The organism is Micromonospora sp. CNZ296, from assembly GCF_007827635.1.
Map to the genome: position 1 here is coordinate 223,585 of NZ_VISW01000010.1, position 12,825 is coordinate 236,409.

Below are 12,825 nucleotides of genomic sequence, written 5' to 3' on the forward strand. Positions count from 1 at the left end.
ACGTCTGTTAACAAGGGGCCCTTCCTTACACGCGGGCGACGGCGAAGACGGACTGGCCGAACGGCGGCCGGACGCGCTGCTCGGCGGCCTTGGTGACTGGCAGCACGAGGGTGTCGTAGACCTTCACCATCGGGCCCTCCTTCGGCATCAGCCGGAAGACCTTGGTGGCCATGAAGTAGCCGATCAGGCCGAGCGCGTTGGCGTAGTGGATCCGCTCGACGGTGAGGCCCGCCTCGGTCATCGCCGCGGCGAGCGTCTTCTTCGTGTAGCGACGGACGTGGCCGGTGGCGATGTCGGCGGGGCTCATGGCGAACTGGAACGCCGGCACGATGATGACCACGGCGCCGCCGGGGCGGACCAGGTCCCGCATGCTGCGCAGCGCGCCCACGTGGTCGTCGATGTGCTCCAGCACGTTGTAGGAGACGGCCGCGCTGTAGTCGCCGCGCTCGTGGTGCGGGAGCAGCATCTGCCGGACCTCGACGCCCGGGTGGTCGGACAGCCGCTCCTTGAGCTGGATCAGCCGGTCCGGGTCGGCCTCGGTGGCGGTGATCCGGGGTGCGTACGCGGCCCAGGCGGAGGCGTAGTCGCCGAGGCCGCTGCCGATCTCGATCGGGTTGTCACCGAGGTAGGGCACCGCCAGCTCGACGAACCACTGCCGGTGGTTGACAGCCGTCGCCAGGCCTTCGAGCACCTCGGACTGGACGCGCTGATCCCCAGTGATTTCTGCCATGCGTCGATTCCTCACGATATGACTGACCCGCGCCTGGACCGTCAGAGTCAACCATCTGGATGGCTGAGGGGGAAATCGGGGGACGGAGGGGGGCCGAATTGTGATCCGGAGGGGTGCCTGTTCGGCGGTCGGCGAACTCGGCACATAGTACGTGATTCCCCGGAACATTGCACGTGCCCGTCATACCCTGACTACGCTCTGAAATGTCATGACTACTCCGGAAAGCGGCGCGAGCGTGGCCAAATCGGGGCAGGGTAGGCGGATCGACGCGCTCGCCGTGCTCAGCTTCGTGCTGCTCGCGTTCTGGGTCACCGCCCGGCTCTGGGTCGATCCGCGCAATGGCGTCCGGGACAATCGGACAGATCAGGCGCAATTCGAATGGATGATGGCGCATGGTGCTCGCGTCGTCACTGACTTCGCCTATCCGTTCACCTCGGACCGGATGAATGTGCCGGATGTCGTCAATCTCATGGCCAATACGTCCGTATTATCCGTTTCATTGCCGCTGACCCCGATAACGCTCTGGGCAGGCCCGCGCTGGTCCTTTCTGATTTTCCTCACTCTCGGGCTCGCCGCCACCGGCGTGTCCTGGTATTTCCTGCTCTCCCGAGTTGTCGTGAAGTCCCGCGGTCCGGCCTGGCTGGGTGCCGCCTTCTGCGCGTTCGCGCCGGCGATGATCTCGCACGCCAACTCGCACCCCAACATCGTCAGCCAGTACGTGGTGCCGCTGATCATCTGGCGGACGCTGCGCCTGGCCGAACCCGGCCGGTGGCTGCGCAACGGCGTCCTGCTCGGCCTGGTGATCGTCTGGCAGGCGTTCCTCAACCTGGAGATCCTGCTGATGACCGCCATCGGGCTCGGCGTGGTGGTGCTCGCGCTGGCGCTCGGCCGTCCCGCGCTGCGCTCGGCGGCCCGCCCGTTCGCCGCCGGGCTCGGGGTCGCAGCGGCGGTCGCCGGGGCGCTGCTCGCGTACCCGCTCTGGGTGCAGTTCTTCGGCCCCGGCGCGTACAGCGGGCTCTCCACGCTGATCCGGGGCTACTCCACCGACCTCGCCGCGTACGTGGCCTGGTCACGGGAGTCGGTGGCGGGCGACGCCCGGGGCAGCGAACCGCTCGTGAAGAACGCCACCGAGGAGAACGCGTTCTTCGGCTGGCCGCTGGTGATTCTGGTGATCGCGCTGGTCTGGTGGCTGCGCCGCAACGCCGTGGTGCTCGGGCTGGCAGCGGTCGGGCTCGTGTTCGCGCTCTTCTCGCTCGGCCGGGAGATCCGCTACGACGGGCGGGACACCGGCATCCCCGGCCCCTGGGCCGCGCTGGAGAACCTGCCGGTCCTGCACTCGGTGGTGCCCACCCGCTGGTCGCTCGCGCTCACCCCGATCATCGGCGTGCTGCTCGCGTTCGGTGCCGACCGGGCCCGGCGGCTCGCCGTACGGCACCCGGACGCGCGCGACCAGATCCGGTTCGCCACCGTCACAGTGCTCGCCATGGCGCTGCTGCCGATCCTGCCCACCCCGCTGCCCGCGAAGCGCCTCGACCCGACTCCGACGTTCGTCACCGCCGGCGCCTGGCGTCCCTACGTCGCCGGCGGGCGGAGCATCGTCACGCTGCCGCTGCCCGACACCACGTACGCGGTCCCGCTGCGCTGGTCCGCCGAGACCCGGCTGGACATGCCGCTGGCCCGCGGCTACTTCCTCTATCCGGACACCCGCCCGGGCGGGGACCGGATCGCCCTCTTCACCGCGCCGCCGCGTCCCACCAGCACGTTCTTCGAGACGGTACGGCGCACCGACGCGGTCCCGCCGATCACGCCGCAGGACCGGGTGGCCGCCGTGGACGACCTGCGCTACTGGCGGGCCGGCGCGGTGATCCTCGACCCCCGGCTGCCGCAGGCCGACGCGCTGCGCCGGGCGATGACGGAGCTGAGCGGGATCACGCCGAGGCGTACCGGCGGGGTGTGGTTGTGGGACGTCCGGCCGCTGGTCGAGTGAGCGGTCAGCCCTGGCGGACGCAGCAGCCCTGGCACACCTTGGGCCGGGGCAGCGTGAACGCCAGGCAGCAGGTGCGCCGCTGCACAGTCGGCTCGCCGGCCGGGCCGGGCACCAGTTCGACAAGGTCGCTCAGGTCGAGCGCGTCGAGCAGCGTGCCGACGGCCGCCGTGGCCGAGCCGGGCAGCGCGTCCGACGCGCGCAGGATGCCGTGGGCGATGCCGGAGGCCACCGAGCCGAGCAGCGTACGGGTGCCGATCCGGACCTCGCCCTGGATGGCGCCGATCAGCGGGGCGAAGTGGGCGTCGAGCAGGGACGCGCGCAGCGCGCCGAGCAGCGCCGCCTCGTCCGTCACCACCCGTACGCCCGGAGCGCCGGCGAGGGCCAGCGGGTCGCTCGGCAGCACCGCCACCGGGGTGGAGGCACGCAGTCCCAAGGTGAGGAGCTGGTGGTGGTCCTCGAAGTGCACGAGCACGTCGGCCGGGTCGAGCAGCGGCACCCGGCGGGCGGACGCCCAGCCGAGCACCGCGGGTAGCGCGGTCCAGTAGCTGTAGGACTTCCAGGCCAGCGCGGCGCACGCGTGCGGGGTGCCACCCCAGCGGCGGCCGGCGGCGGTCAGGAACTCGGACAGCAGCGTGCCGTCGATCAGCCGGGTGGCCGGGGACCAGCGGTCCAGCTCGTCGTGGACCAGCAGGCCGGGTGCGAGCCCGGGCAGGTCGTCGGTGCCGAACATGGCGCGCAGGGTCGCTGTCACAGGGGCGAGCGGGGTGGCGGCGTCGCGCCCCGGCATCACCGCAGTCACCTGGCCGTCCCCTGTCCTGTCGCCCTGCGGTCGGCGCGTGCCGTCGACCCAAGCTAAGGCTAGCCTAACCACCCTCCCGGCGGGAGGGGAAGTGGTGCCGCGGTATCGCGGGGAGGTCCCCGTCACTCCACGGCCGTGGCGTACTACCCGGCCTCGGAGACGAAAAACGCCGCCGGAGAACCGGCGGCAGACGGCGTAAGGATCGACGTACGCCGCTGAAAAGTCAAGGTGAGTGTCGAATACGAGGCAGTTTCCGTACACGTTCGGCCACTCAACGTGAAAATGGTCTTCCCGCGTACGAGGAAGCTGATGACGACCTCACCGATCGAGCGTGCCGCGGACTCGTTCGCGGCCGAACTCGCCCGGCACCGGACCGGCCGAGGGCTGTCCAAGAAGCAACTGGCCACGATGATGGGCTTCGACCCGTCCTACGTCAGTCACGTCGAAGGGCGCCGGCACCGGCCCACCGAGGACTTCGCCCGCCGGGCCGAGGCCGTCCTGGAGGCCAGCGGCGCGATCTGGCAGCGCTTCCGGGAGTACGACGAGCTGCGGCACGGCCGGACCGGCACCGCGCACCGCGACCCACCCGTGCCCGGCCAGTGGCTGCCCCCGGGGACCGGCCTCGTGGTGGAACGGGAGATGGCCACGCTCACCCACACCGGGGACGGCTACCACTGCGCGATCCGGCGGGAGCTGTACAACGCGGGCACCGAACCGGTCACCCGCTACCTGGTCCGGGTCGCCGTCGACCGCTACCCCAACGACCCGGGCCGCTCCAACCGGCACCACCGGGAACACCCGCTGACCTTCGCCGAGCTGCAGCTCACCGCGTACCGGGACGACGGCAACGGACGCGAGCCGATGCACTGGCGGGCCAAACACGACCGGGACGCGTTCAAGGAGATCTGGCTGCTGTTCGAGAACGACGAGGGACGCTTCCCGCTCTACCCCGGCGACCGGGTCACCATCGAGTACGCGTACCGCGTCGGCCGGGACAAGTGGGGCCCCTGGTTCCAGCGGGCCGTACGCCTGCCCACCCGGCACCTGGCGGTGCGGCTCGACCTGCCCGCGGACCTCGACCCGAAGGTGTGGGGCGCGGAGACCTCGCTGTCGGCGGAGGAGGGGCCGCTGCGTACCCCGATCCAGCGTTCGGCGGACGGCGGCCGGGTGGTCTTCGACTGGGGGACCGACGACCCGCCGCTGAACGCCCGCTACCGGATGCAGTGGCGGTTCCGCAGCCCCGAGCCGGACGCCGAACCGGACAGCGCGCCCACCGGCGGCGCCCGGGTACGGGCCAGCGACCGGATGCGCGCAGTGGGCATCGTGCAGCGCGGCGACGACCTGCTGCGGCAGCGGGCCCGCCAGTTCGACCTGCCGGCCGACGAACAGCACGCCCGGCAGGTGATCGACCGGCTCGCCGCGATGCTGGTCCGCCTGGACGAGCTGCACCCGTTCAGCAAGGGCGTCGGCCTCGCCGCGCCCCAGCTCGGCATCGGCTGGTCAGCGGCGCTCGTGCGCCCGGCCGACCGGGCGGCCGACCCGGTGGTGCTGCTCAACCCCCGGGTGGTGGACGCCGCCACCGAGACCGACGAGCAGTACGAGGGCTGCCTGTCCTTCTTCGACCACCGCGGCCTGGTGCCCCGGCCGCTGCGCATCGACGTTGAGCACGCCCTGTGGGACGGCAGCCGGGTGATCACGTCCTACGAGTACGCGATGGCGCGGCTGGTCGCACACGAGATCGACCACCTGGAGGGGCGGCTCTACGTCGACCGGATGGCACCCGGCGTGCCGCTCGTGCCTGTGGAGGAGTACCGCGAGACCGGCACCCCCTGGCGTTACTGAGAAACGGGGGGCCGGGTCGCGTGCCCCAGGGGGCGGGGGCACGCGACCCGGCTCGGGGGGAGCAAGGTTCAGAGGTTGCCGAACGTGTCGTACCGGATGTGGTCGGGCGGGACGTCGTCGGCGGCGAGCGCCCGCAGGGTGGCCCGGACCATGGCGGCCGAGCCGGAGACGTAGCAGTCGTGCGTGGTCCACGGGCCGTACCGGGTGACCACCTCGGAGACGTCACCGAGTTCGCCGCCGAAGTCCGGGTCCTCGCTGCACGCCGGCGTCACCGACAACCACGGGTGGGACGCGACGAGGTCCTCCAGGCCGGGCAGCCCGTACAGCTCGTCCGGGCGGCGCGCGCCGTAGAAGACGTGCACCCAGCGGGTCCGGTTGACCCGGGTCAGCTCCTCCACGAGCGCCTTGATCGGCGCCAGGCCGACCCCGCCGGCCACGCAGAGGACGTCCCGGGTGGACTCCGGGTCCAGCGTCATCGAACCCATCGGCGCGGCCACCCGCAGCAGGTCACCCGGCTTGGTACGGCGCACCAGCGCGCCGGACACCCAACCGGCCGCGCCCGGTGGCGTCCGGACGTGGAACTCCAGCACGTTCTCCTCGTTCGGCGCGTTCGCCACCGAGTACGTCCGCCACACCCGCGGGTGGTAGCGCGGCACCTCCACGCTCACGTACTGGCCGGCCCGCCACGGCAGCGGATCCTGGAGCGCGCGGACGGTCAGCACCGCCGTGTCCGGGCCGTGCCGCTCGTGGGTCAGCACCTCGGCGTGCCAGTACGGCGGGTTCTCGTCCGCCTCCGCGCCGGCCAGCATCCGCTCGCTGATGCCGGCGTACGCCTCCCGCCACGCCTGGTCGTACTCCAGGTTCCAGCCGTCCCCGGCGGTGCTGCGCAGCGCGTCGAGCAGCGCGACGCCCATCGTCGCGTAGTGCTCGGCCGACACGTGGTACTTGCGGTGGTCGCGGCCCAGCGCGCGCAGGTACTCGTCGAAGCTCTCCGGGTCGCCCACCGTCTGGGTGGCCGTGACGATGGCCTCCAGGATGCGGTCCCCCTGGCCGTTCATCTGCACCGGGAAGAGCTTGCGCAGCTCCGGGTCGAGGAGGAACAGCCGGGCGTAGAAGTGACCGCTGAGCCGCTCCCGGTGCTCCTCGACCAGGGTCCAGCTCTCCTTCAGCAGCCGCGCGAAGTTCTCCACAGGGGCACGCTCCTTCTCCGTACGGGCGGATCGGCCCGCATAGAATGTCCACGGAGCGTGTACGCCGGTCGCACAGGCTGTGCGACCGTCCGGCCCGGTCGCCGAAGTGCTTTCATGGTCCGGTGACGGTTGACGAGCTGGCCCGTCCGGTCTCCCGCCGGATGCTGGGCACCGAGACGCTGCTCGTGCTCGGTCTGTCCCTCGGCCAGTCGGCCGTGTACGCGCTCGTCTCGCTCATCGCGAAGCTGACCGCGACCGGTGGGCTGTCCAAGCAGACCGCAGCGCTGAACACCTCCGCGTCGGCCCGGCCGTACCTCGACCTCACGTACCAGCTGCTCGGGATCGTCTTCGCGCTGCTGCCGGTACTGCTCGCCGTACACCTGCTGGCGCGCGACCCCGGCGACCCGGCACGGACGCTCGGCGTCGACTTCCGCCGGCCCGCCTCCGACCTGGCCCGGGGCGCGGGCCTGACCGCGCTCATCGGCCTGCCCGGGCTGGCGCTGTTCTGGGCGGCGGCGCAGCTCGGGCTCAACGCCACGCTGGTCCCGGCCGCGCTGCCGGACCTCTGGTGGACGGTGCCGGTGCTGATCCTCGCCGCCGTGCAGAACGCCGTGCTGGAGGAGGTGATCGTGGTCGGCTACCTGATCACCCGGCTGCGGCAGCTCAACTGGCGGATCGGCGCGGTGCTCGCCACGAGCGCGCTGCTGCGCGGCTCGTACCACCTCTACCAGGGCTTCGGCGCGTTCGTCGGCAACGCCGTCATGGGCGTGATCTTCGGGCTGTTCTACCTGCGTACCCGCCGGGTCGCCCCGCTGATCGTCGCGCACACGCTGCTCGACATCTTCGCGTTCGTCGGCTACGCGATGCTGCCGAAGTCCTGGTTCGACTGGCTCTGACCGCACGCGTTCCGTCCGCCGCCAGGTCGGGGAAGTGGCGGCATCGGGCCCGCCTGACCGCGCCGGCTCGCCGAACTGGTGTCGATCACGCCCGATACCGGGCGACCGCCCGCGCGGCCACCCGCTCGGCCGTCGCCGTACCGCCGGTCGCGGCCGCCAGCGCCGCCGCGCCCGGCAGCAACCGGGCGGCCAACCGCAGCCCGAGCCAGCCACCCGCCTGCGCGGCCACCGGCGTCGCCAGCCGCCAGGCCGCCTCCACCACGCGCCCCCACGGACCCTCCGCCGGAGCATCAGCCGCCCGAGCCGCCGCCAGCGCCGCCCGCGCGGTGCCGTCGTCCGGGTGCACCAACGTGAGCACCAGCAGCTCGGCGGCCCGATCCGGATGCGCCGGATCCCGCCCGTACGCCGCTGCCAGATGCAGCACCAGGTTCGCCTGCGTCCACAGCACCGTCGCCAGCTCCGCGACCGGCGCGAACAGCCCGGCGCCCGCCGCGAGCGCCCCACCCGTACCGGCCATCCGCACGAACCGCCGCGTCGCCAGCCGAGCCACCCCGTCGGCGTCCGCCTCCGGGTAGGCCCGCCGGACCTGCTCCACCCAGGCCGCGGCCCGCGGCCCGAGCGCGTCGACCGCCGCCAGGGCCAGCAGCTCCGGCGCGAACCCGGGGTGGTCGCGCAGCTGCGGCACCACCGCCCGCCAGCCCTCCATCGGGGTACGCGTGACGTCGGGTTGTGCGGGTGCCCGCTCGACGACCGTGCCGTGCGTCGGCTCGTCGGACTGCTCGGCGCGGGGTGTCGTGGTGTCGGCGGCGGCTGGACTCGCCGTTGCCGGGATCGCCATCGCCGCCGACGGGGTGGCCTTCGTGGTCCGGCGGGTCCGTCCGGGCGAAGGTGCGGTGACGGGACGCTCCGCCGTGACCGGCTCGGTGCCGTCGGGCTGCCGTTCGGTGGGTGTGGGCTCCGTCGTGCTGATCGCCGTCTCCTGCTTCGGAGGCGACGCCTTCCGAGTGGCCTTCTTGACCGCCGGCGCAGCCTTCTTCACAACTGGGGCCGCTTTCTTCGCGACCGGGGCGGCCTTCTTGGCGGCGGGAGCGCGGCGCGCCCGTTTCGGTGTTTCCTCCCCGGCCGGTGGGGAGACCGGCCCGGCCGGAGGCTCGGTGGCTTGCTGCTGCTCTGCTGTGACGGCCTCTCATCGGCCGGGAGCGTGCCCTCCCCGGCGCTCGGCGACGGCTCTGCGGCAGTCGTGCCCGAGGGAGTCGTAAACGTCCCCGAGGCGATCTGCTCTTTCGGCGGCGTACCCGGGCCGTCGACCGAAGCCTTCGGAGCGGCGTGCTCGTCGGGCGTACCCGGATCGGCCGGCGAAGGGTCGGCGGCCGGGCGCGGGCGCGGCGCCGACGGTGCGTCGGTGGCCGGCGTCGGCGGCTGGAAGACGACAGTGGGCGCCGCCCGGCGCGGACGCCGGGGCGGCGGTGTGTCGCTCGTCGCGTTCTCTGCGGCGGGCTCCGGTGTCGGTGGGTTGAACGTCGGTCGTGGGGAGCGGCTCCGCCGGGCCTTGGGGGCGGGCTCGCGACGGGGCGGATCGCTCGGCGGCTGCTCCTGCATATCGATGGAGCGTAGCCGTGGGCGTGATCTGGCACACGACGAAAACGCGGTCGGGGCGGCCGGTCCGATAGTCGCTTTGCCCCGGGCGGGTACGGACCTGTATCCTCGGGCGCGGTGACCTCGTGGGTCACCAGGGAGACTTCGCCTAGTCTGGTCTATGGCGCCGCACTGCTAATGCGGTTGGGGTCTTAAAGCCCCTCCCGGGTTCGAATCCCGGAGTCTCCGCGCGAAAGCCGGTTGTGTAGACTGGCCGAGCACCAGGCGCCCGTAGCTCAACGGATAGAGCATCTGACTACGGATCAGAAGGTTAGGGGTTCGAGTCCCTTCGGGCGCACCAACGATCAAGGCCGTGACCAGCGGAAACGCAGGCCGCGGCCTTTTCGTTTCCCGTTTTCGGGCTCGTTTTTCCCGTCTTGTGGGACGGCGGTGCTCCGTTGGTGCTCCTCTGTTTCGGCGGGTGTGTGTGCTGGTCCGTGCCGAGATGGTTCGGGGCGGGCGGGTTCGTGTCGGTGGGCCCGGGCGGGCCGGGTGGGCCGCAGCGGGGGGCGGGGGCGCTGCTTCTGACCGGTGGCCCGAGCGGCGGTGCTTGCTGTAGCTGCGGCTGGGATGCCGTCCAGGCCGTCGGCCCGCCGCGGCAGCCTCGTGCGACAGAGGCGACGGTGCGGCACGGCGGGGGCGGTCCCTGGTGTTCTGAAACGGGCATCGAACTCCTCAACGATGCGTAGGTACGCCGCACATCGCTGCGTGAGGTCCCAACCTGCCAGGCGTGGGGCGAGCCAGCATCACGCGGGCCGGGCCTTGTTTCACCTGCTTGCGGCGACGACGATCAGGGCGAGGCAGCCGATGAGGAGCGTGATTCCGCCGAACATGGCATAGGGCCACCACTGGCCGGACCCCGGCGGCGCGGCCTGGGCCTGGGGGTACGGCAGGTGCCAGACTGGCGGTGGGGTCGATGGGTGGCTGCCGGCGGGCGGCGGCCATTCGGGCGGAGTGGATTGGGCGGGGGGCGTGGCCATGGCCTTCTCCGGGTTTCGGGTTGGGTCGTAGGGGCCCGGGCGGACTCCGGGATCCGAGGGGGCGCGGGGAGTTCCGCCCGGGCCGGGCAGGCCGCGCACCCCGGCCTCCCACCATCTGGCGCTGCGCCCGGTGCCGCCGTTACATGGCGCCGCCCGCCGTTGTTGAGCGGGGTGTCGAGGTGAGGGGTGCCTGTCGGTGGGGCGCGTATTTACTGTTGAGCAAGGGTCGCGGATCTGTGGTGGCTGGGTACCCTGCCCAGCATGAGCGACGACCGGCCGCTCCCTGGGTGGGATGGCGGCGCGCGGGGGTCTGGCACTTTCGAGGTGGCGCTGATGTCGCAGGGTTTCACCGCCGCCACGGTCACCGAGGTGCGGCACGCGCTGGAGGCGCTGGTGTCCGCGGTGGGGATGCCGCAGGACGCCGGCTACGACTTCGTTCTCGCCGTGCACGAGTTGGTCTCCAACGCCGTACGCCACGGCGGCGGCCAAGGACACGTCGAGCTACGCCGCCGGGACGACGTGTTGGTCTGCGAGGTCAGTGACCACGGCGCCGCCGCTGGCAGCATGCCGGTGCGACTACCGGCGGCAGATGTGGCCGGGGGTCGAGGGCTGTGGCTGGCCGACGAGTTGACCGGGGGGTTGACGCTGCACCGTCGGCCCGACGGCATGACCGCCTCGGTGACCGCTCGCCTCCCGCCGCCGGCAGGCAGGACGATGCCCCCGGTGGCAGGTGACGAGGCGAGCGAGGCTTACCTCAGGGAGCGAGCGGAGGACGGCGAGCGATGATGCCCACCCCCACATGGCAGCACACGGTGCGCGTCGAGCACGATCGCCGTGTCGTCACGCTGTCCGGGGAGATCGACGTCAACGCTGCCGCCGGACTGCTGAGCCTCCTCGAGGAGACGATCAACATCGCTGACCTGGTCGAGGTCGACGTCCAGGCGGTGGAGTTCATCGACTCGACCGTCATCAGCGCCCTGATCACCGCCCGGAACACGGCCAGGGCAGCCGGCCGCCGACTCGTTCTGGTCAACCCCACCGGCCGCGTCCGCCGCACTCTCGAGATCACCGGCGTACTGGACACCCTGTCTGCCGAGGACGACCAGGGCGATCCCGGCGCTGGCCGATGAAGCCGTCTCGCCCCGAGTGGCGGTGACCTCGACGCCCGTGCCGGATGCGGTTAACGCCCAAGGCACACCTTCGGTGATCTTCAAGATGCGATAACCCTCCATGATCGTGTTGACCTGGCCCTTCCGGTCGAACGCCCCGGTCGGGCACCATGGTGCCGTCCACCGTTCCCGCACTGTCGAGAATAGGATTGCGAGGGACGCGATGGCTCCTGAGACCGCCACATCCGTTGCCCCGCAGGGAGATTTGGCCGAGGAATTGCGTGAGCACCGGCCCGAGCACCCGGCCCTCGCCCGCCTCCACCAGAGAATGGCCAACTAGGAGGATCAGGAGATCACAAGCTATGGGCGAATGCGCCACCGGCACAACCGATCCTGAAAAGTAGGCTGATCAAGCCACCACGGACAACTTGACAGAGCGCGAGTTGCTGGTGGGTAACGGTCAGCCGATCCGGTTCACGTCATTCCTGGTCAAGGTCGCGTCGCGGTGCAACATTAGATGCGACTACTGCTACATGTACGAGCATCAGGATCAGGGCTGGAGAGACCAGCCGCATGTGATGAGCGCTGAGACGCGCCGCACGGGCGCAGGACGGCTCGCCGAGTACGGCACCCCGGCCCTCTGTGGCTGCGGTGGCACGAACGCCTGCGACGATTCATTGAAATCGAGGGGCTGTCGCACCCGTGCATCATTAAGCCGAGAACCGTCAGAGGCGCGGCGAGATCGCGGGCTTGACATCTACGGACTATCGGATGTCCTGCTCCAACGGCGGCGACCTTCATGAGGAGCTCCGAGGCCAGTAGCATGATGCGGGTGGAGCCGCGAACCCGGGCACTACCAAGACGTGACCTTGAGGCGATCTTCGGTGTGCTCGTCGTCGTGCATGGCTATCTGCTGGCCGGCGAGCTTCCGCCGGACCTGGTGCGTCGCCTGGTCGGTCGGCTAACGGACCGCGGACCGCTGCCTCAAGGTGCTTCGGCCGGTGAACTCAACGCCCTACTGGCGGACCTTGCCCAGCGCATGCACTGGGCGATGGCAGAGGACTACGGCGACTATCCCGAGCCGATGCCTCGCCGGACCATCTACCATCTCGACGTTTCGGTCGAGGCGGTCGATGCCTGCGTAGCAGCACTGGCCGCTCTGGGTGGTGAAGTCAGCATCCAACCGTTCGAAGACGGGACCCACCCAGACCGTCGGCGGATAGCGGCCGAATTCTCCGATCTGCCACCCGATCCCAGCCACCATGCCCGGGTCGCCCAACTGTCATCGCTCGCGAAGCGCTGCGGAGGCCACTATTTAGGCTTCGGTGCCTGACGTTGCGCCGCAACGGTCAGGCGTCGACGTAGTCCTCGGCGCCGGTCAGCCGGAGGGCCCGCTTGTCGTGCTCCCGGCACAGGTCGACGTCCTCGCCGGCGATCCACCGGTCTCCGAAGATGACCCCGGACCGAGCCACCTGCCAGGTCACCACCGCAGCTCGCATACATCGGGCAACCTCGCAGACGGCTTCGGGATCGGGCGCGCGGCCGGCGGTGCGAGTGATGACGGGAACGGGTGGCATACGCGGCGACCCTCCGAGGTCCGACGATCGAGCCTCCGAGGATACGAGCCAACATCACGATCGCCCAGTTTGGTCGGGCG

General features: G+C 71.2%; 11 protein-coding genes and 2 tRNA genes. 8 read left to right on the forward strand and 5 right to left on the reverse strand.

Annotated features, from left to right (window positions below):
• Positions 1–25: 25 nt before the first annotated feature.
• The gene (locus FB455_RS18585) at positions 26–730 is read right to left on the reverse strand and encodes a class I SAM-dependent methyltransferase (protein ID WP_013289245.1); all 705 of its coding nucleotides are present in this window, start codon (positions 728–730) and stop codon (positions 26–28) included.
• Positions 731–938: 208 nt separating this feature from the next.
• On the opposite strand from FB455_RS18585, the gene FB455_RS18590 reads away from it, so the two are divergent.
• Positions 939–2,717 carry a DUF6311 domain-containing protein gene (locus tag FB455_RS18590; protein ID WP_145754256.1) on the forward strand — a complete coding sequence of 593 codons (1,779 nt, stop codon included), beginning with the start codon at positions 939–941 and terminating at the stop codon, positions 2,715–2,717.
• Positions 2,718–2,721: 4 nt separating this feature from the next.
• On the opposite strand, the gene FB455_RS18595 is transcribed toward FB455_RS18590, so the two are convergent.
• Complete coding sequence (locus tag FB455_RS18595) at positions 2,722–3,504, reverse strand: hypothetical protein (protein ID WP_013477454.1); 783 nt, start codon at positions 3,502–3,504, stop codon at positions 2,722–2,724.
• 321 nt (positions 3,505–3,825) lie between these two features.
• On the opposite strand from FB455_RS18595, the gene FB455_RS18600 reads away from it, so the two are divergent.
• Positions 3,826–5,358, forward strand: a complete 1,533-nt coding sequence (locus tag FB455_RS18600; RefSeq protein WP_013289242.1) for a peptide deformylase — start codon at positions 3,826–3,828, stop codon at positions 5,356–5,358.
• A gap of 68 nt (positions 5,359–5,426) precedes the next feature.
• Here FB455_RS18600 and FB455_RS18605 read toward each other — a convergent pair whose 3' ends face one another.
• A complete protein-coding gene (locus tag FB455_RS18605) occupies positions 5,427–6,548 on the reverse strand; it encodes a globin domain-containing protein (RefSeq protein WP_013289241.1) in 1,122 nt (373 codons plus the stop codon).
• Positions 6,549–6,670: 122 nt separating this feature from the next.
• Between FB455_RS18605 and FB455_RS18610 the strand changes: the two genes are divergently transcribed.
• Positions 6,671–7,444, forward strand: a complete 774-nt coding sequence (locus FB455_RS18610; RefSeq protein ID WP_013477452.1) for a CPBP family intramembrane glutamic endopeptidase — start codon at positions 6,671–6,673, stop codon at positions 7,442–7,444.
• 85 nt (positions 7,445–7,529) lie between these two features.
• On the opposite strand, the gene FB455_RS18615 is transcribed toward FB455_RS18610, so the two are convergent.
• A complete protein-coding gene (locus tag FB455_RS18615) occupies positions 7,530–8,483 on the reverse strand; it encodes a hypothetical protein (RefSeq protein WP_145754259.1) in 954 nt (317 codons plus the stop codon).
• 694 nt (positions 8,484–9,177) lie between these two features.
• Between FB455_RS18615 and FB455_RS18625 the strand changes: the two genes are divergently transcribed.
• The 5 genes from FB455_RS18625 to FB455_RS18645 all read left to right on the forward strand — a co-directional run bounded on the left by FB455_RS18625 (position 9,178) and on the right by FB455_RS18645 (position 12,501).
• Positions 9,178–9,268, forward strand: a tRNA-Ser gene (locus FB455_RS18625).
• A gap of 36 nt (positions 9,269–9,304) precedes the next feature.
• Positions 9,305–9,380, forward strand: a tRNA-Arg gene (locus FB455_RS18630).
• Between the two features lie 1,012 nt (positions 9,381–10,392).
• The gene (locus tag FB455_RS18635) at positions 10,393–10,845 is read left to right on the forward strand and encodes an ATP-binding protein (RefSeq protein ID WP_486481548.1); all 453 of its coding nucleotides are present in this window, start codon (positions 10,393–10,395) and stop codon (positions 10,843–10,845) included.
• Positions 10,842–11,189, forward strand: coding sequence for an STAS domain-containing protein (locus FB455_RS18640; RefSeq protein ID WP_145754266.1), 348 nt, complete (start codon positions 10,842–10,844; stop codon positions 11,187–11,189). Before FB455_RS18635 ends, FB455_RS18640 begins: the two co-directional genes overlap by 4 nt.
• A gap of 811 nt (positions 11,190–12,000) precedes the next feature.
• Positions 12,001–12,501, forward strand: coding sequence for a hypothetical protein (locus FB455_RS18645; RefSeq protein ID WP_145754269.1), 501 nt, complete (start codon positions 12,001–12,003; stop codon positions 12,499–12,501).
• A 16-nt stretch (positions 12,502–12,517) separates the two neighbouring features.
• On the opposite strand, the gene FB455_RS34320 is transcribed toward FB455_RS18645, so the two are convergent.
• Positions 12,518–12,667, reverse strand: a complete 150-nt coding sequence (locus tag FB455_RS34320) for a hypothetical protein (protein ID WP_186466413.1) — start codon at positions 12,665–12,667, stop codon at positions 12,518–12,520.
• Between the last annotated feature and the right edge of the window lie 158 nt (positions 12,668–12,825).

Coding starts and splice junctions, on each gene's coding strand:
- FB455_RS18635 (WP_486481548.1), top strand. CDS start 10,393: ATGTCGCAGGGTTTCACCGCCGCCACGGTCACCGAGGTGCGGCACGCG.
- FB455_RS18585 (WP_013289245.1), bottom strand. CDS start 730: ATGGCAGAAATCACTGGGGATCAGCGCGTCCAGTCCGAGGTGCTCGAA.
- FB455_RS18600 (WP_013289242.1), top strand. CDS start 3,826: ATGACGACCTCACCGATCGAGCGTGCCGCGGACTCGTTCGCGGCCGAA.
- FB455_RS18640 (WP_145754266.1), top strand. CDS start 10,842: ATGATGCCCACCCCCACATGGCAGCACACGGTGCGCGTCGAGCACGAT.
- FB455_RS18590 (WP_145754256.1), top strand. CDS start 939: ATGACTACTCCGGAAAGCGGCGCGAGCGTGGCCAAATCGGGGCAGGGT.
- FB455_RS18595 (WP_013477454.1), bottom strand. CDS start 3,504: ATGCCGGGGCGCGACGCCGCCACCCCGCTCGCCCCTGTGACAGCGACC.
- FB455_RS34320 (WP_186466413.1), bottom strand. CDS start 12,667: ATGCGAGCTGCGGTGGTGACCTGGCAGGTGGCTCGGTCCGGGGTCATC.